The sequence below is a fragment of the Streptomyces sp. NPDC001985 genome (assembly GCF_040296845.1).
GTDB lineage: Bacteria > Actinomycetota > Actinomycetes > Streptomycetales > Streptomycetaceae > Streptomyces.
On sequence record NZ_JBEOYB010000007.1, the window covers coordinates 103,988 to 121,978 of the forward strand.

Consider the following 17,991-nt stretch of genomic DNA (forward strand, 5'->3'; position numbering starts at 1 on the left):
TTCTGAGCATGGATACGGAACTAGGCGGCCCATCCGAACCCCCATCACAGCGCAACCACACGCACCCGATTGGTCTGTGGCTCGCGGAGGCTCATCCCGCACCTGCGGGGCCCTGGCTGGACTGGAGGCGCGGCGGCTCCATCGCGGTACTCCCGACCGGCGAGAGGTTCGACGCCGTCCGCATGCCCGGGGACCTCGTCCACGCCGCCGTCGGCGCCACCGACCACGCCACGGTCAGCGGCGCCCTGGCTGCGGCCCTCGCAGGGCCCGTCATCTGCGACACCCGCTGGTTCTACGCCCTCGTACCACCCCGCACCAGCGAGCGGTGGACGTGCGGACTCGCCCGCTGCCTCAGCACCGGCGCATGGCTCACAGTCCCCCGCCCGGACTGCACCGACGACACCGGCACCGGCATCCACTGGTGCGTACCCATGGCCTACCCCGGCCGCCTGTGCGACCCGGCCGCCGTCGACCAGCTGCTCCAGGACGGCCACGAACGCCTCACGCCCGCCCCGTGCGAGTTCCGGCGGCCCGCCTCATGACCACCCCCACGCCCCGCTACCTGACCCCCGAGTGCCGGCAGGGCGAATGCGGCCTCTGCCCCGGCCCCGGTGAGCTGCGGCTCACCAGCCAGGGCCCCGGCGAGCGCCCGCTGCTGACTCTCCAGTGCGAGCACTCCTGCCACGCCCGGGGCGCGAGGATGCCGCGGTGGCTCGACACGGGCTCGGGCCCGGGCACCATGATCCCGGTACCGAAGCCGCCGCTGTGAAGCGCCGTCAGGGCCGGCACCGCAGCGAGGCAGCCGTGGAGGAGGCGCGGGTGATGTCGGTCGCCGTCCTCGGGCTGATCGCGGTCGTCGGCCACCTCTGGTCCATCGGCGAGCAACTGCTCACCGAGGACCGTCCACCGGCTCCTGCATCGGCCCCGGACGACGCCCGCCACGCGACCGACTGAACCACGACAGCGCGGCGGCCGCCTTTTACTCGTTTGACCTCAGGGAGGTGCGGGTATCCCCACGCGGAATATCCCCTCCGCAAGCGCCCGCCTAACAGCGGGTATCAGAGCTGCGACTGACACCCTCGCGCGAGGTCGTCTGTTCGCCCAGATGGCGAACCGCAGCTCTGACTGGCCCCGGGCCTCCTACGCGGAGCCCGGGGTCACGTACGCTCAGGATCGAATCCCGTCAAAGTCAACACGAATATGGGCCAAGCGCCTTTCCCTGGATTGGTCAACGGGAACCAGGGATAACGCAGGTCAGCACATCGCTAAATCTCATACGCCTTCTAAGCGCTTGGCCGCAGGTTCGAGTCCTGCCGGGGGCGCCACTGGCGCACCGCTCAGGCGGTGTCGTTCTGGCAGGTCAGAGCATGCGTGGCTGACCACAAAGGCGAATCGGGAGCTCGCGCTCCACCGAGCGGCAGTCCGGCCGGCACCGGGCAGAACCGCGCTTCCGCGGGTGCCTGTCCCGCGTACATCCCACGGAATCGGCCCCGGGGCGTCCCTCGGGGTGACGTTCGGCGCCGCGGAACGGCCCGTCCGATCGTGTGGGGGGCCTGGGTGGTGTCTTCGAATGATCACTGCTGGTGGAGCATGGTGCCGTGATACGCCGCCATGAACCGTTCACGCGGGGTGGGATGTCGTTCGGCCGTCGCTGCCCGGGTCGACGCGGGGGCGGACGCGCGGGAGACGCCGAGTGGCGCGGGTCGGCCGCCTCCACGGCCGTCCGGGCTGACCAGCATGCGGCCGGGCCCGGGAAGAGGGCTCCGCGACCGACCCGGCCTCCGGCCGGTCCAGTGGCGGCCTGCCCGGCGCGATCCACTGGCCCGCGACGGCCGGGGCCGCCCACGCGCTGTCCGTCACCGGCAGGACCACCGACGACCGCACCCGGTCCAGCACCGTGACGGAAGCGATCCGGCTGCCCCGAACCGGGCCGGGACGGCCCCGCGTCCGGCCCGATCACATCCGGGCGGCAAGGGGCGGCCGGGGCCACGGTTCGAAGGCGATCCGGATGTCCGGCTGGGCAGGGTGCCCTGGGGCGCCTCCCGACAGGGAAGCCCCGCGCCGTCCGCAGTGGGCGGATCACCCCGCCGGCACGGAACCCGCGTCGAGACCGATGATCCGGGGCAGGCGGTTGATCGTCGCCTCGCGGTGGGCGATGACGATCAGGGTGCGGTCGGTCCGCAGGGTGTCGATCGCGGTCTCCACCCGCCGCGCGGTGTCCGGGTCGACATCGGCGGACGCCTCGTCCAGGACGAGCACCGCCGGATCGACCAGGGCGGCCCTGACCAGCCCGATGAGCTGGACCTCACCTGCCGAGAGCCCGCCCGCACCGCCTCCGAGCGGAGTGTGGAGGCCGCCGGGCAGGCCCTCGGCCCACTCGGTCAGCCTCAGTTCGCGCACAGCCGCCCGGATTCGGTCCTCACCCGGATCGCCGGGCACCAGGCCAAGGTTGTCCAGCAGGGTGCCGTGGATCAGATGGACCTGCTGGGGTATGAGGACGATCCGGCGGCGTAGCTCGTCCGGCGGCAGGTCGCGCAGATCCCGGCCGTCGTAACGAACGATGCCGGAGTCGGGGGTGTAGAGGCCGGTGAGCAGTTTGGCCAGGGTGGTCTTGCCGGCTCCGGTCGGGCCGACGAGGCCGACCCGCTCCGCGGGTTCGATCCGCAGGGTCAGGCCGGACAGGACCGGTGTGGTGGGGATGTACGCGTAGTGCACCCCTTCCACCTCCAGCACCCCGCGCTCGGCCGTCACCGCCGCCGGCCCGACCGCCGCCCGCCGGGTCGGAGCCGTTCGCGGAGCGGCTCCCGGTTCCGGCTCCGTCCCGCTGTCCCCGCGTGCGCTCGTCCCGGGTGCCGTACGGGCCAGGAGGTCCAGCAGCCGTGCGAGCCCCACCAGAGTGAGTTGAAGCTGCCCCATCAGAGTCGACGCCTGGGCGGCCGAGTCGAAGAGCTGCCGGCTCGCCAGAATGAAGACCACGACCGTACCGACGCTGATCCGGCCCTCGGCGGCGAGCCGGCCGCCGATCAGCAGCAGCGCGGCCGTCGTCACCCCCTGGACGAGCCGGGCGAGGCTGATGATGAACAGGGAGCGTTGGCTGCGGCGCGCGGCACGGTAGCGCCGGTCCGTGTTCCGGCCGAACCTTTCGCGCCAGAACCCCACACCCCCACCGGTCACCAGCATCTCGCGGGACTGGACCAGCTCCCGGTAGGTCGCGGCGACGGTCCCCGCGGCGGCGGCCTCAGCGGCGAAGGCGGGGCCCGCGGCCTTCTTGAACCGCCGCAGCACCCAGATGATCGCCGGCACGAAGGCCATCAGGGTGACCAGGGTCAGCAGGGGGGAGTAGCCGAGCAGCAGTACCGTGGTGAAGGTCAGATATCCGCCGACGGTGAGCAGTTCGGGCAACTGGGCCCGGACGAAGTTGGCCAGATCCGCGATCTCGGTGGTGGTCCGGCGCAGCAGATCGCCCGAGGGCTGCGCCTCCAGGAAACGCAACGGGGCCCGGGAGAGCCGTTCGACAGCGAGATTCCGCAGCCGTCGCACCACCCGCTCGCCGACCGCGGTCAGCAGTATCTCCGCCCGCCGGAAGAGCAGCAGCCGCAGCAGGGCCAGCGCGATCAGCAGGGCGACCGAGACCAGCAGCCCGGTCCGTTCCCGGGCCAGCAGATGATCGACGGCGGCGCCGATCACGGCGGGCACCGCGACGGTGGTGAGGGTGGCGGCGGCGCTGGTGATCAGGGCGATCACGATGGAACGCCGGTGCGCGCGCATATGGGGCCAGGTCCGGCGCAGCACTCCGCGCCGGTCGGGGGAGGCGGAGAGCGGTGTCTGTTCAGCCATCGGTGGTCATCCGGCACTTCGTCAGGGCCGGGACTCCGGCGGATTCGAGGGTGATCACCCGGTCGGCCGCCGCCAGCACGGCCGGTCGGTGGGTGGCCCAGACCACTGCGGTCCCACTGGCCCACTCCCGCAGCCGGCCGATGACGACGCGTTCGGTGGCGGTGTCCACGGCGGAGGTGATGTCGTCCAGCAGCAGCACGGCGGGGTGCCGCAGTACGGCACGGGCCAGGGCGAGCCGCTGGAGCTGGCCCCCGGAGAGCGTGCTGCCGCGCTCGCCGACCTCGGTGGCGAACCCGTCGGGCAGCGCGTCCAGATGCTCGTCGAACGCCGCGACCCGGCAGGCCTCGCGCAGCTCCTCGTGGTCGAAGTCGCCGCCGAGCCGGAGGTTGTCGGCGAGCGTCCCGCTGATGGTGACCGGGCGCTGGGGGACGAAGCCGATCAGATGGTGGAGCCGGTCGGGGTCCGCCTCGTGCAGCGGGACCCCGCCGAAACGGACGGTCCCGGCGTCCGGCGGCACCAGCCCGGCGAGCACCCGCAGCAGGGTCGTCTTGCCGGAGGCGGTCGGCCCGGTGACGGCGATCAGGGCGCCGGGCCGGGCCGTGAGGCCGACCGGGGCCAGCAGGGTGCGCCCCCGGGCGGTCCGGGTGACGCCTTCGGCGGTGAGCGCTCCCCGCGCGGGCAGCGGCCTGCCGCCTACGCCCGAGGGTTCGCCGGGACGGGGCAGCAGGACCTGCTGGAGCCGGCGGGCGGCGGTGGTGGCCTGACTGAGCTGACTGATCCGCAGAGTGAGCACGCCCACCCACATCACCAGCATGCCCATCCAACTGGTGAAGGCGACGACGCCGCCCACCGACATGGTGTCCCGCAGCACGGCCAGTCCGCCGAAGCCGAGCCCGGCGCCGATGGCGAGGGCGGGCACGAAGGGGGAGAGAGCCGCCCAGTCCGCCGAGACACGGGCCGTGGCCAGAGTGTGGTCGGTGACCTCGGCACTCCGGGTGTGATGGCGCTTCACCAGGGCGGGTTCGCCTCCGATGCCGCGGACGGCGGCACTGGCGGAGAGCAGCTCCTCCACGGAGTCGGCGCGGAGGCCGTGAGCGGTCGAGAGAGCGGTGTTGGCCTCGCCGAACCGCCGGGGAAACCACAGGGTGTTGAGCCACACCAGCGGTGGCACACAGAGCAGACAGACGACCGCGAGCAGCGGGTCCAGCCGGACGATGGCGATGATGATCAGCAGGAACCCCGCCACCCCGCTGACGAAGGAGGCGAATCCCATCAGCCAGGTGCGGACCAGGTCGACGTCCCGGGTGCCGCGCATGCCCAGATCGCCCTCGCCGAACCGCTCCAGGCTCCGGCTGTCGAGCCGTGCGATCCGGTCGGCGAGCCGCTGGTACAGCCGGTTGCCCTCCAGGGTGCCGGCGAGGGTGGAGAACCAGCCGAGCAGCATCTCGGCGAGGGCAGCGGCGACACTGGCGGCCAGGACGATCAACGCCCAGGTCCGCAGCGCGCCGGAGTCCTCGCCAACGATGCCCCGGTCGACGGCGCGCTCGATGCACCAGGGCAGCGCGATCAGCGCCAACTGATAGCAGAACCCGCCGAGCACCGCGGCCGGCAGCAGCCCCGAGCCCCCGCGCAGGGTCGTGCCGAGCAGCCGCAGCCCGTCCCGAGTGGTGGGCTCCGTGTGATCATCCGGTCCGGAACGGGTCTCGTACGGGTCCGACGCGCGGGTCGGCGGCGTCATGCCGAGCCCTCGCGCGAGAGGGCGGCCGGGCCGGGCCCGCCGCAGTCGCCGGTGGGCGGGAAGGCGGCGTCGAGTGCCACGGGGGGCATGGGTCAGACCTCGCTGTCCTGGGTCTCGCCCCTGGTCCAATAGGGCGTCAGATGGGTGTCGGAGCGCGCCGTGCCGAGTCCTTCGACGAAGTGGCGGCGGATTCCGCGTACGACGTCCCGCTCGGCCGCGCCCCAGATCCGGCCCCGCCCCGGCGGTGGACGGAGCGCGGTGGACCGCTCGTGGAGCAGTTGCCCGGCGGGGCGCCTGCCGCGGTGGAGCCAGGTGATCCGGGCGTCCGCCCAGGTCGTCAACTGCTGTTCCTCAGACGGGTCGGGGACCTCGATCAGCGCCGAGACCGGGAGGCCCGGAGGGAGCTGCTCCAGGATCGCGCCGATGGCGGGAAGCGCGGTCTCGTCCCCGAGCAGTACCGCCCACTCCGCGTCCGGGCCGGGCGTCCAGCCGGGGCTGGGGCCGAACCAGATGGCCTCGTCGCCGGGGGCTGCCCGCTCGGCCCAGCCGGAGGCGAGCTGGTCGGCTCCGTGCAGCACGAAGTCCATATCGACCTCGCCGAGTCCGGGCCGGTGGTGGCGGATGGTGTAGCGGCGCAGCCGCGGCCGGGCCACCGGCAGCAGCGCGCGGGCGGCCTCCGCGGTGAAGGGCCGGGGCAGTTCCACCCCGGGTTCGTAGAAGTAGAGGGCCACATGCTGGTCGGTGCCATTGCTGCGCAGTCCCGCCAGTCCGCCGGCGGCGAAGGTGATGCGCGCCATGCGCGGGGTGATCCGCTCCACCCGTCGCACCCGTGTCACCTGGATCCCTCCGGCTCGGCTGTTCCCGCCACCTCGGCTCTGCGCCGTTGCCCCGCTCATGCGCGATAACTCCTCACTGCGGACCTCTCGTTGGATGTTCGAGATCGTCTCCGGAACAGGTAGCTTAGGCAAGGCTTACCTTGCCCTCTGTTGAGGGAGGGGGGTGTCCGCTGTGTGACCTATGGAGGAGTAAGCGAAATGACCCGCTCGCGCACGATGTCCCAGGCTCTGGGCCGGAGGACTCTCCTCGGAGGGCTGACCGCAGGCACGGCGGCTCTGGGGCTGACCGCCTGTGGGGTGAGCGAGTCCCCGGACAGCGGTGAGAAGAGGAGGGGAGGCGACGGGCAGAGCGGCACGAGCCGCGAAGTGAAGGCCGACAACGGCACGATCACCGTACCGGACAGCCCGAAGCGCATCGTGGTCACCGACAACTACGCCGCACTGATGCTGCTTGAGCTGGGCGTGGTCCCGGTCGGAGTCCCGGACGGCACCGCCGTGCCGACGCTGATGCCGGAGGCCGACCACGCCAAGCTGAAGGACGTCAGGACGATCGGCGCCCCGGGCACCCCCAACGCGCAGGCGGTGGCGGCACTCGACCCCGATCTGATCATCGATCAGTTCTACCGGGAGAAGTCCGGTGCGCTGAAGACGGTCGCCCCGGTCGTCCACTTCGACTGGACCAGTGGCGCGCTCTGGCACGAACAGATCGCCAGGGTCGCCGGCGCCGTCGACCGGGAGGCGAAACTGACCGAGCTGAAGGCGCGGTACGAGACCCGCCTCAAGGAGGTGAGGACGGCCCACGCCAAGCAGATCGCCGCCTCCACCTGGGCCCCGCTGAGCGGCGGCCCCAGCGGGAAGTTCTTCCTCGGCACTCCGGTGGTGACCGTGATGCGCGACCTCGGGCTCCGGATCGGTGCCGGAATCCCGGTCTCCAAGGGCGAGAAGTTCATACCCAAGAGCTATGAGGAGATGGATGTCCTCGGAGACTGCACCGCGCTGATCTACCCCGTGCAGTTCGACGGGAAGGCCACCCCGACCACCCAGGCGCTCCTCGACCACAAGCTGTGGAAGGCGGTGCCCGCGGTCAGAAGGGGGCGGGCGTTCCCCTCGCAGCACTTCCTGATGGCGAACTATTCCTTCGCCATCGGCGCGGTGGACGAGATCGAGAACATGCTTGGGAAGCTCTGACGGCTCCGTGGCGCGGCCGGGCCGTACCCGGCCCACACCTCTCAGGCACGCCCCGTCCCGCGCCGCTTGAAGAGAATCCAGGCAAGATAGGCGCCGCCGAGGACCGCCGTGGTGACCCCCACCGGCAGCAGATTGTTGCGCTGCGAGTCATTCACCAGTTCCAGCCGGCCCACCCGGTCGCCCATCCAGGCGAGCGAGGTGAAGAACTGGCTGGACACCAGGTGCGCCAGGGAGAGCAGCGCCGCCCCCACCGTCCCGGCGGAGAGCACACTCACCCCCGGGCCGCGGGTGAGCATCACGGCGATCTGCGGCGCCGCCAGGGCGACGAAGGGAATCGGGCCCGCGCTCGCCACCGCCACCGCGCAGAGCCCGATGCCCAGCACGGTCAGCGCGATCCGGGCCGCGTTGACCCGCACGCCGAGCCCGTTCGCCAGTTCGTCGCCCAGTTCCAGCATCCGCAACTGCCGGCCGAGCAGCATCGCCGCGGGCAGCAGCACGGCCAGGGCGGTGGCGATCATCTGCACCGAGCTCCACCCCCGGCCGTTCAACGTGCCGACCAGCCAGACATGGGCGCTCTGCGCGCTGTTGAGGCTGGAGCGGGTGAGCAGATACGAATTCATCGAGCCGAGCATCGCGGTGACCCCGAGACCGATCAGGACCAGCCGCACCCCGTGCAGCCCGCCCCGGCTCGCCAGCAGAAAGACCACCAGGGCGGTGGCCAGACCGCCCCCTACGGCTCCCAGTGCCATCGCCGCCGCCCCGGCGGCACCGCCGAGGGAGACGATCACCGCGATGGCACCGGTCGCCGCGCCGCTGTTGAACCCGACAACGTCCGGGCTGGCCAGCGGATTGCGGGAGATGCTCTGGAAGATGGCCCCACTGACGCCCAGCGCCGCGCCCACCAGCGCGGCCAGGAGCGCCTGCGGCAGCCGCTCCTGATTGACGAAGTGGACCGCGAGCCGGTCGCCGGTGCCGTGGAAGACCGCCTCCGCGACATCCGGCAGCGGGACGGGATAGGCCCCCACACTGAGGCTGATCACCAGGGCCACGGCCGACAGCGCCAGGGCGAGCAGGCAGACCGTGCCGGTGCGGCGGTGCAGCCGGAAGGTGATCCGGGCGGAGAGCAGACTCACGGGCCGGGTGGCACCGGCCGTTCTCGCGGTCGTGGTGGGAGCGGCGGGAGCGGGCGGGCTCTCCCGGGCGCCGGGTGCGGGCCGGGGCCGGCCGCCGGTGGTCCTCACAGCGAGATCTCCTTGCGCCGGCGCACCATGGCGATGAAGACGGGTGCCCCGACCAGCGCGGTCACGGCCCCGACTTCCAGCTCCCCCTCGGGCAGCACCACCCGCCCCAGAATGTCCGAGGTGAGCAGCAGGATCGGCGCCAGCACCAGGGAGTACGGCAGCACCCAGCGGAGATCGGGACCGGTGAGCCAGCGCGCCACCAGCGGGATGACGAGCCCCACGAAACCGACCGGTCCGGCGGCGGCGGTCGCCGCACCGCAGAGCAGGGTCACCGTCACGACGGCCGCCAGCCGGGTCCGCGCCACCCCGGTGCCGAGCGCCCTGCCCATCTCCTCACCGAGCGCGAGGGCGTTGAGCGAGCGTGCCATCAGCAGCGCGAGCACCAGGCCGGTCGCCACGAAGGGGAGCAACTGCCCCATCACGCGGGGATCGTGGCCCGCCAGCGAACCGACCATCCAGAACCGCATGTACTCGAAGGTCGCGGTGTTGAAGACGGTGAGACCGCCGATCACCCCGCCCAGACAGGCGCTGACCGCCGCGCCGGCCAGCGCGAGGCGCACCGGGGTCGGCCCGGCGCGCCCCGACGCGCCGAGCACATAGACGAGGACGGTCGCCGCCCCGGCACCCGCGAAGGCCGCCCACACCAGAGAGGTGAACGTACCGAGGCCGAGCACTCCGATGCCCAGGACCACCGCGGCGGATGCGCCGGCGTTCACCCCGAGCAGGCCCGGGTCGGCGAGCGGATTGCGGGTCATGGCCTGCATCACCGCTCCCGCGACCCCGAGCGCCGCGCCGACGGCCAGTCCCATCAGCGTGCGCGGCAGCCGCAGTTCCCGTATCACCCCTGTGGCGTATGAGCCGTCGTCCCCCCGGATCGCCGACCAGACCTGTCCGAGCGAGGTGTCCTTCGTCCCGATCCAGGTGCTGACCACGACCATCAGCAGCAACACCCCCATGGCCAGCAGCAGGCCGGTGCCCCGCATTACCGCGCGGGCCGTGTTCCGCTCTCCGTCCCCGGCGGAGGGTGGAGCGGGCGAGATCATGGCATTCCGGCTCACGGGGTGCGACGCCCCCGGGCCCGATGGCCGAACATGGCAATCCGCATTCTTCCAGCCTCTCTCCGCCCACCCGCACCGGCCGCTCCACGGGCGGCAACTGCCCCTCTGCGGGCGCGGCTTGCCGGCCCGGAGGCTCAGCCACCCCGTGAAGTAAGGCTAACCTTAGCTATGACCGTGACGGGCCGGGGCCCGCGTCGTGCCACCCGGTCGCCGAGGCCGCGAAGGCCCCGGCGAGGAAGCTCGCGATCTCCAGCACGGGGGGGTGGGGAGAGACGAACGAAAGAGACGCGCCCTTGTCGATCGCCTCCGACGGGCCGGGACCTCGCCGGACCGGGCGGATCGGATACCAGGCCCGGGCCCCGGCCGCCGGCGCGTCGATGAAGCCGAGGCCCCGCGGGGTCGCGACGACCCCCACCTCCCACCCCGCCTCCTGCGCGGCGGTGATCAGCCGGCCGACATCGCCGGCGATCCCGGCCGCGCACACGACCACGTACAGGAAGGGCCCATCGGACCGGTCGTCGCTCACGCGCGCTCCAGGGGGTTGGGGGGTCAGGAGCGGCCGGCGGAGAGGCCGCCGTCCACCGGGAGGGCGACTCCGGTGATCCAGCGGGCCTCGTCGCTGGCCAGGTAGAGGGCCGCGTGGGCCACGTCGTCGGGGTCGCCGAGGAAGCCGAGGGGGAGCCGGTCCAGGACGGTGCCGAAGCGGCCGGACTCCCGGAGTCCGTTGAGCGCCTCGCGGTTCATGTCGGTCTCGACATACGCCGGGCAGACCGCGTTGACCCGGACGCCGCGCGGGCCGAAGTCCATGGCCATCGAGCGGGTCAGACTCACCAGCGCGCCTTTCGCGGCGGCGTACGCGGCGCCGTCGGTCAGCCCCGTGAGCCCGTGGACCGAGGCGATCTGGACGATGTTGCCCTGGCTGCGGAGAAGCGCGGGCAGGGCGGCCCGGGAGCTGAGGAAGGCGGTGTGGAGATTGGCGTCCAGGGTCGCGTGCCAGTCGGGCTCGGCGCACTCCGCCGCGTTGGTGCGGGTGATGAGCGCGCCCGCGTTGTTGACCAGCACATCGAGGGCCCCGTACAGCTCCACGGCCGTGTCCATCAGAGTCCGGGCCTCGTCCTCGGACGAGACGTCGGCCGGGACCGCGACGGCCCGGCCGCCGGCCGCCGTGATGTCCTTCGCGGTCTGGATGACGGGTCTGGGGCGGCGGCCGTTGACCACGACGCTCGCGCCCTCGCGGCCGAAGCGGAGGGCGATGGCCCGCCCTATGCCGGTGCCGGAGCCCGTCACCACGGCGACTTTGCCTTCCAGCCGCATCAGGGGCTCCCTTCGGGGGTGGGGTGACGGGCCGGAAGAGGACTTCCGGTGGCGTCTCGGTCCCGAAGCCTGCCACGCGACGGGGATTTCCCACCAGAAAGCGGCACACGGGGTGCGGGCCCGGGGCGGACAATGGCGTGAATCCGACCGGTTCGGGGGGCGGATGGGTGGGCGCGGGCCGCGTTGCCGCATGTCAGCACGGGGCGGCGCGGGTGGGCACGAGCGAACACGGGCCCGCGCCCGAGACACCCCGCCGGCCCCGGACAGCGGCCGGTGGACGGCCGGGACATCGCGCGGTACGGAGCGGTGGCGCGCGGGCGCCGAGCCCGCCGCCCGGAGAAGCCCGAACACCCCCGGAGGCGCCCGAACACGGCCGGAGAGGCCCGGAGACACCCGGAGACGGCCGTGGCCCGCGGGCCCGGTCACCCTCCCCCGTACCGCCCCAGCAGCTCCCTGGGCACCCCCGCCAGCAGCGGCGGTTCGCGGTCGCCCGCGTAGCCGAGGTGCAGTTCGCCGCGAGCGCGCGTGACCAGGACGTAGTACGCCATCCGCAGGGCGGCGGCGGTGGGGTCGACGGCGGCGTCGAGATGGGTGTCGGGGACGAAGACGGTGTCGAAGTCGAGACCCTTGGCGCTGGCACGGTTGAGCAGGGTGACACCGGGGCGGTCGAGCGTCAGATCGCGGTACCGGCCACCGGTGGCCTTGCCGCTGTACGTCTGGAGGCGCCCCGCCGGGAGAAGGGGCTCCAGACGCGCCTGGAGGTCGAGTTGGTGGTGGGTGTGCCGGAGGATCACCCCCGTGCGGTGGCCCGGGTTCCCCCGGGTGTGGCGGGCGATGTGGTCGGTGACCTCCCGGGCGTCGGCGTAGCGGCGCAGCACCGCGCCGGGACCCGGCCGCTCCGGCAGCGGTGGCGGCACCGCGCCCACGTGGAAGTGGGCGGCCAGGGCGGCCAGGGGCCGGGTGTTGCGGTGGTTGTCGGTGAGATCGTGGCGGCCGGGGCCGCCGAGCACGGCGGCGATCTCGGCGAGGGTGGACTGGGTGTCGGTGATGCGCTGGCACTCGTCGGCGAAGACGGTCACCCGGGCGCCGAGCAGCCGGCAGAGCCGGTAGAAGTCGACGGGCAGATCCTGGCCCTCGTCGAGCACCAGCACCGGTGCGGTGCCCGGCTGCTGGGCCGCGCGCCGGAAGACCAGGGGCCAGTCGAACCAGCCGTCCGGGGTCTGCGGCGCCGGGTCGCCGGTGAGCCCCCGGTGCCAGGTGTGCAGCCAGCGGTGGACGGTGCCGACCTCCAGCCCCGTACCCGGGCCCGTGGCCAGGCCCGTGTTCCGGCCCGTGTTCCGGCCCGTGTTCCGGCTCGTGTTCCGGTCACGGTCCGCGCCCCGGCCCCGCGCCCGGTCCGCGTCCTGTTCCGGCCCGAGGGCGGCGGCCAGGGGTTCCAGGGACTGGCGCAGCAGATTGGAGCGGGTGAGCAGGGCGACGGGCGTGCCGGTGAGGGCGAGCATCACCGCCCGCTGGACGGCGAGCAGGCTCTTCCCCGAGCCGGGCGGACCGGTCACCAGATGGTGTCCGTCGAAGGGGATGCCCGCGAGGAGATCCCGCTGCTGGGGGGCGAGGGAGAGATAGTCGACCGGCATGGGCCCGTTCAGTCCTCTCCGCCGCTCGCCGCCTCGCGGGCGGTGTCGATGACGGGCTCGAAGAAGCCGGGCACCCCTCCCCCGCCGATCAGCAGCACCCGGTCCAGCAGGGTGTTGCCGGTCTCGCAACTGGTCTCGGGGAGCAGGGCGCAGGCGTGGCAGGCACCCCGGTTGAGGTTGCCGAAGCCCTGGCCCGAGTGTTCGGCGCAGAGCGGGTCGGCCGAGCACCAGGCGGCGGCCTCGGTCATCCGCAGCAGGGTCTCGGCGAGGTGCGGTGCCTCGCCCTGCTGGACGAGCCCGCCGAGTGTCCCCGCGGCGTCCCCGGCCGCCGTGTAGATCAGCAGCCCGGCCTGACCGCTCGGCTCCCGTCCGTACACCCGCTCGCGCAGGCTCGCGGTGGTGTAGCCGGACTCGAAGGAGAGCTGGCGGATGAGGAGGTGGGCGAGGGTGTGGAGCAGGACGAAGCGCGGCGCGAGCACCGCTCCGGTACGGGCCTCCAGCCGGTCCTTCTGAAAGCTGCGGTCCAGGTCGGCGCGGATGCCCGCGACCCGGTTCCGTACCTCCGGGTCGTCCTCCCACTCGCTGAGCCGTTCCTGGTCCAGCGTGAGGAAGATGCCTTCGCCGAACACCTCCACGGCGGGCAGCCAGCGCAGCCGCCCGGCGGTGTCGGCGGGGACGAAGGCGGCATCGGGCGAGACCCGGGTGAAGCCCTGGAGCGCCCGGACCTCGCGGAGCCGGTCGGCGAGCACGACCCGCCCGACGCGCTCGTGGAGCGCGGTCCACGGCGCCCCGGCCTCCTGGTCGAGGCCGAGCCCGGTGTGGCGGACGACGAAGTCGCGGGTGGCCTCGGGCGCGGGGGCGGTGAAGGCCGCCCACTCCTCCTGGCTGAGGTCCGGGTAGACGGGTGTCCCGGGAGCGGGCGCCGCGCCGGGGCCGGTGGCGGTGCCGTGCTCCTCGGCGAGCAGCGCGTCCAGCAGCGCGTCGTCGGCGTCCGTCTCCTGCTTGAGCAGATCGCGCAGCACGGGGGCGGAGGGGCCTTCCGGGGCGGAGCACAGGGCGAGCCAGAGCGAACTGGCGCGGACCCGGTCGGCCCCGGCGCTCTCGACGGCCGGATTGGTCTCGGCCCCCGGGATGTCCAGCGCCGAGTGCACCACCGGGTAGTACAGATTGCCCGCCGTGCGCTGGACGACCTGGACGGCCTCGGTGCAGGTGACGGCCTCACCGGCGCGCTGCCAGGGGTTGCGCCCCGCACAGCGCAGGCCGTGCGTGCCGAGCACCTTGAGCAGATTGCGCGAGGCTCCCGGACAGCCGGCGCCCGCGTCGCAGACGATGGAGAGCGCCTCCAGGCCGGACGCCCGGTGTTCGACCCGGAAGCTGAGGCGGTCGCGGTCCGCGCAGGAGCGGCGCTTCTCCGGGTCGAGTTCGGAGTGGGCCCAGAACCACCAGTCCACATCCGAGAGATGGCCGCCCCGGCAGATCTGGACGAACCGCATCGGGACCAGCGGTCGCCCGGGCGCGCAGCCGGGGCAGCGCGGCGGGGTGCCGGGGGTCTCGTCCGCGATGCGCCAGCGCTTCATCCGGCGGCACGCCCCGCAGAAGAGCCAGGTGGGGAAGCGGATATAGGGGGCGCCGGGCGCGTCGGGGGTGTCGAAGCGGTCGTTGAGGGTGGCGGGCGCCGCGTAGAAGCCGCTGGCGCGCAGCCGGGCGGCGAGGCGCGGGGAGTCGACGGGCGTGCGCTTGGCGGGCCAGTCGCCGATGCCGGTGGCGACGAACGACTCGCCCTGGAGGTCGAGTACGGCGCCGACGCCGAAGGGGAGCACGGTCTGTGCCTGGCGCACCCGCAGCTTGCGGCTCATCGGTCGGCTCCCTTGACGGTGACCTGGCATTCGCGGTCGACGCTGCGCAGCGAGTGCGGGGTCTCCCACAGGCCGCCGTACTGCTCGAAGTTCTTGAGGAGGTGCGATTGCCCCTTGCCCTGGCTGCGGTAGTGGAGCGCTCTGCCGCTGTCCCGGGCGTCCTGGGCGAGCCGCTGCCACGCGGCGAGGAGCCGGTCCAGTTCGTCCCGTACGGAGGCGGTGGCGCGCGGGTCGCTCGACGCGGCCCACTCCACGATCCGCTCGGCGAGGGCGACGGCCTCCGGCAGCCGGTCCAGAAGCTCTCCCGCCCGGTCCTCGGCGGCGAGGCCGAGCCGGTGGCGTACGAGGATGACCAGCACGGCGTGGAGGGCGCGGCGGCGGGCGGGCACCGACCAGGGGGTGACGCTGGTGGGCTCGACATGGCGGTACAGGGCGCGGTGGTAGGTGCCGAAGGTCTCGTAGTGCGAACGGTCGCGCGGGCGGGTGGCGTTGAAGAAGGTGACCACGAGACCGGGGACACCGTGCCGGCCGACGCGGCTGGTGGCCTGGATGTACTCGGCGGTCGCCTTGGGCTGGCCGAGCATCAGCATCAGGGCGAGGCGCTTCACATCGACGCCCACCGAGAGCATGTTGGTGCAGGGGAGGAAGGAGACGGCCGCCGGGTCGTCCCAGGGCTTCTCCAGCCGGTCGAGGAGGACCGGCTGCTGGGCGCGGGCGAGGTTGGCGGTCAGCTCCTGGACCTCGGAGTCGGGCAGGTCGCGGGTGCCGTGCGGCCCCGCGAGCCCGGCGAGCTGGGCGGGGATGTCGTCACCGGCCGCGGTGACGGTCCGGCCGAGTTCGCGCAGGCTGTGGTGGTAGGCGACCAGGGTCCAGTAGTCGTCGCGGTGCCCGGCGGGGAGTTCGTACGCGCCCTGGAGCATGGCGGCCGCGGTGGTGACCGATGCCCGGCCCGCGGTGTGGCCCTGTGCCATCACCCCGAGGTAGCGGCGGCCGGGGCGGCCGGTGTCGGGTTCGGCGAAGTAGGAGTGGCGGGCGTCGAGCCCCGCCGAGGGGAAGACCTGGACATCCCGCCCGTACAGCCGGCGCACCTGCTCCCCGGCGCGGCGGATGGTCGCGGTGGAGGCGACGATCTTGGGACCGCGCCCGCCCCCGCCCCCGCCCCCGCTCCCGTTCCCGGGGGAGTCCCCGCCCGCCGTGCAGAGCGCGATCACCGCCGACTCGTACAGGCCCGCGAGGGAGCCCAGCGGGCCGGTCAGCAGATGGAGTTCGTCCTGGATGACCAGGCCGGGAGGGCGGTGGCCCGCGGCGCCGAAGAGCCGTCCCGCCCTCGGCTCCCAGGCGAGCCGGGCGAATTTGTCGACGGTGCCGAGGACGAAGGTCGGGGGCCGGTCGTAGAGGTGCTCGTCGACGACCGCGATGGGGAGTTCGCCGTGGAAGGCGCAGGCGTCGCGCGGGCAGTGGAAGGCGAAGGACTGCTCGGTGGCGCGCACCCCGTAGTCCTCGATGTCCGAGGACTTGGCGCGCGGCAGAATCCGGGTGCCGCACCAGGGGCAGCGGTCGAGGATGAAGACCTCCTCGGGGCGGGCGGCGGCGCGCACATCGTCGTAGAGGGTCTTCGCCTTGGCGTAGGTGTTGGGCACGGTGGTGTCGCCGACCCAGAGGCCGATGGTGAACGGCTCGGTGCCGAGGGCGGCCGGGTCGTCCCGGCGCATCCGCTCCAGGGCGCAGACGGTGGTGGCGGCGCGCTGGAACTGCTGGGTGGTGAGCAGACTGAGGGTGTAGCGGCTGAGGACGGCGGTGCCGCCGCCGTCGGCGTCCCGCCGCCGCAGCACCATCAGAAACGCCGCGAGCAGCAGATACGCCTCGGTCTTGCCCCCGCCGGTGGGGAACCAGATCAGATCGACGCGGTCCCGGTCCGGGTGGGTCGGGTCGACGGTGCCGTCCAGCGCGAGCAGGAAGAACGCGAGCTGGAAGGGGCGCCAGGCGGCGGCCGGGTCGGTGGCGGGCTCGTCCTGGCGCGGGGCGCCGCGCTCATGGCGCTCGCCGGCCTGGTCGGGGGCGCTGTGGCGCATCTGGAGCGCCATGGCGCGATTCGCGGCGCGGAACGCCGCCAGCAGCTCCGGGCGCTCCGGGTCGCAGAGGGTCTCGACGCCGGACTCGATCCGGGCGACGGCGGTGCCGATCCGCGCCAGGACGCGGCCGGCGGCCTCCCGGCCCCAGTCGGGGGCGGAGGCCGGGTCCTGGGCGGTGTGCCAGGCGCGGTAGCCGGCGACGAACGCGCGCAGCTCGTCGCGGAGCAGACCCGTGGGAACGGTGGGGTCGGCGAGGTGGGAGAGGGTGAGCACGGGAGAGGCGGCGGGCCCCGAGGCACGGACGGCGGGGACCTCGGCCTGGGGGAGGACTTCGGTGTGGAGGCGGACGGGGCGGGTGGGGTGGTGATCGGGGACGGGGGTTCCGGGGGCGGGGGTTCCGGGGGCGGGGGCGGTCTCCTCGGTGACCGCGCACCCGTGGCCTATGGCGTGGGTACGGACATGGCGGTACTGGAGCCGGAGTTCGCGCTCCTCCTCGTCGCGGCTGGCGAGCCGGACGCTGGGGTACTGGCGGATCGTGCCGCCCTCGGGAGTCAGGCTGAGCCGGGCCTGGAAGAGCATCCGGTCCCACGCGGGGCCCTCCCCCTCGGTGCGGCCCGCGTTGACCAGGGCGGCCGTGACGAGATGGCCGTCGCCGAACGGCCGCCAGCGGAACCGCAGTTCGGCACGCCCCTCCAGTACGGGGACAGCGGTGACGGAGGGCCCCACCAGGACGCTCTCCTCGGGGAGCGGGTGGCGCTGCCAGCGGCGGCCCCGGGGGCCCTGCCCGGTCTCGTAGCGGGCGGCGGAGCAGACGACGCGCAGGGCGGGGGCGTCGGTGCAGAGGCTGATGCCGAGGGAGGAGGGGAGCCAGGAGTTGGCCGAGGGGAGCGGGTCGGCGGCGGGGCTGGTGTCGTCCTGCCGCCGCTCCGTCCCGGCCCCTTCCTGCTCGTCGCCGGACAGTTCCAACTGGTGGTGCAGATCGGCTTCCTGGGGGTAGAGGGTGCCCGCGAGGTACTGACGGTCCGGTGGTATGTCCAGCGTCTCGTCGGGGCCCTGGGCGGGTCCCACCAACTGACGCCGCAGATAGGCGGTCAGCTCGTCGCGCGGCTCCATCGATCCCCCTCGTGCGTGGTGCGCCGGCCGGGCCCGTCCGGTGCGCCGCCCCCTGCCGGAATTCCGGATACTAGCGCTGGTTCGCACGGTTCAGAGCCGAATGT

At 73.3% G+C, this 17,991-nt stretch carries 13 protein-coding genes and 1 pseudogene; 4 read left to right on the plus strand and 10 right to left on the minus strand.

Translation table 11 applies throughout. The features are described 5' to 3' along the window. The first annotated feature begins 8 nt into the window (after window positions 1–8). From ABT122_RS04905 to ABT122_RS04915, 3 genes are read left to right on the plus strand one after another with little or no spacing between them, the layout of a single operon-like run. Window positions 9–542, plus strand: a complete 534-nt coding sequence (locus ABT122_RS04905; protein WP_351545373.1) for a hypothetical protein — start codon at window positions 9–11, stop codon at window positions 540–542. Further along, complete coding sequence (locus ABT122_RS04910) at window positions 539–769, plus strand: hypothetical protein (RefSeq protein WP_351545376.1); 231 nt, start codon at window positions 539–541, stop codon at window positions 767–769. The genes ABT122_RS04905 and ABT122_RS04910 overlap by 4 nt, the downstream gene beginning before the upstream one ends. Beyond that, the gene (locus ABT122_RS04915; RefSeq protein ID WP_351545379.1) at window positions 766–954 is read left to right on the plus strand and encodes a hypothetical protein; all 189 of its coding nucleotides are present in this window, start codon (window positions 766–768) and stop codon (window positions 952–954) included. Before ABT122_RS04910 ends, ABT122_RS04915 begins: the two co-directional genes overlap by 4 nt. Before the next feature lie 1,125 nt (window positions 955–2,079). On the opposite strand, the gene ABT122_RS04920 is transcribed toward ABT122_RS04915, so the two are convergent. The 3 genes from ABT122_RS04920 to ABT122_RS04930 form a co-directional block, all read right to left on the minus strand. Continuing rightward, complete coding sequence (locus tag ABT122_RS04920) at window positions 2,080–3,837, minus strand: ABC transporter ATP-binding protein (protein WP_351545382.1); 1,758 nt, start codon at window positions 3,835–3,837, stop codon at window positions 2,080–2,082. Then, complete coding sequence (locus ABT122_RS04925) at window positions 3,830–5,575, minus strand: ABC transporter ATP-binding protein (protein WP_351545384.1); 1,746 nt, start codon at window positions 5,573–5,575, stop codon at window positions 3,830–3,832. The genes ABT122_RS04920 and ABT122_RS04925 overlap by 8 nt, the downstream gene beginning before the upstream one ends. Window positions 5,576–5,667: 92 nt before the next feature. After that, complete coding sequence (locus ABT122_RS04930) at window positions 5,668–6,411, minus strand: siderophore-interacting protein (protein ID WP_351545387.1); 744 nt, start codon at window positions 6,409–6,411, stop codon at window positions 5,668–5,670. A 198-nt stretch (window positions 6,412–6,609) separates the two neighbouring features. Between ABT122_RS04930 and ABT122_RS04935 the strand changes: the two genes are divergently transcribed. Next, window positions 6,610–7,599: an ABC transporter substrate-binding protein gene (locus tag ABT122_RS04935; RefSeq protein WP_351545390.1), complete on the plus strand. Its 990-nt coding sequence runs from the start codon at window positions 6,610–6,612 to the stop codon at window positions 7,597–7,599. Between the two features lie 41 nt (window positions 7,600–7,640). Here ABT122_RS04935 and ABT122_RS04940 read toward each other — a convergent pair whose 3' ends face one another. The 7 genes and pseudogenes from ABT122_RS04940 to ABT122_RS04970 form a co-directional block, all read right to left on the minus strand. Continuing rightward, window positions 7,641–8,840 (minus strand): FecCD family ABC transporter permease, encoded by a 1,200-nt coding sequence (locus ABT122_RS04940; RefSeq protein ID WP_351545393.1) that lies wholly within the window; start codon window positions 8,838–8,840, stop codon window positions 7,641–7,643. After that, a complete protein-coding gene (locus ABT122_RS04945) occupies window positions 8,837–9,883 on the minus strand; it encodes a FecCD family ABC transporter permease (protein ID WP_351545396.1) in 1,047 nt (348 codons plus the stop codon). The genes ABT122_RS04940 and ABT122_RS04945 overlap by 4 nt, the downstream gene beginning before the upstream one ends. A 313-nt stretch (window positions 9,884–10,196) precedes the next feature. Continuing rightward, window positions 10,197–10,424, minus strand: a pseudogene (locus tag ABT122_RS04950) (flavoprotein); the annotation flags it as partial. A 23-nt stretch (window positions 10,425–10,447) separates the two neighbouring features. Then, complete coding sequence (locus ABT122_RS04955; RefSeq protein ID WP_351545398.1) at window positions 10,448–11,212, minus strand: SDR family NAD(P)-dependent oxidoreductase; 765 nt, start codon at window positions 11,210–11,212, stop codon at window positions 10,448–10,450. Between the two features lie 422 nt (window positions 11,213–11,634). Continuing rightward, the gene (locus ABT122_RS04960; protein ID WP_351545400.1) at window positions 11,635–12,846 is read right to left on the minus strand and encodes a DEAD/DEAH box helicase; all 1,212 of its coding nucleotides are present in this window, start codon (window positions 12,844–12,846) and stop codon (window positions 11,635–11,637) included. A gap of 8 nt (window positions 12,847–12,854) precedes the next feature. Next, window positions 12,855–14,702, minus strand: a complete 1,848-nt coding sequence (gene drmB / locus ABT122_RS04965) for a DrmB family protein (protein WP_351545402.1) — start codon at window positions 14,700–14,702, stop codon at window positions 12,855–12,857. After that, entirely contained in the window at window positions 14,699–17,887 is a 3,189-nt protein-coding gene (locus ABT122_RS04970) for a helicase-related protein (RefSeq protein ID WP_351545404.1), read from the minus strand. Before ABT122_RS04970 ends, drmB begins: the two co-directional genes overlap by 4 nt. Between the last annotated feature and the right edge of the window lie 104 nt (window positions 17,888–17,991).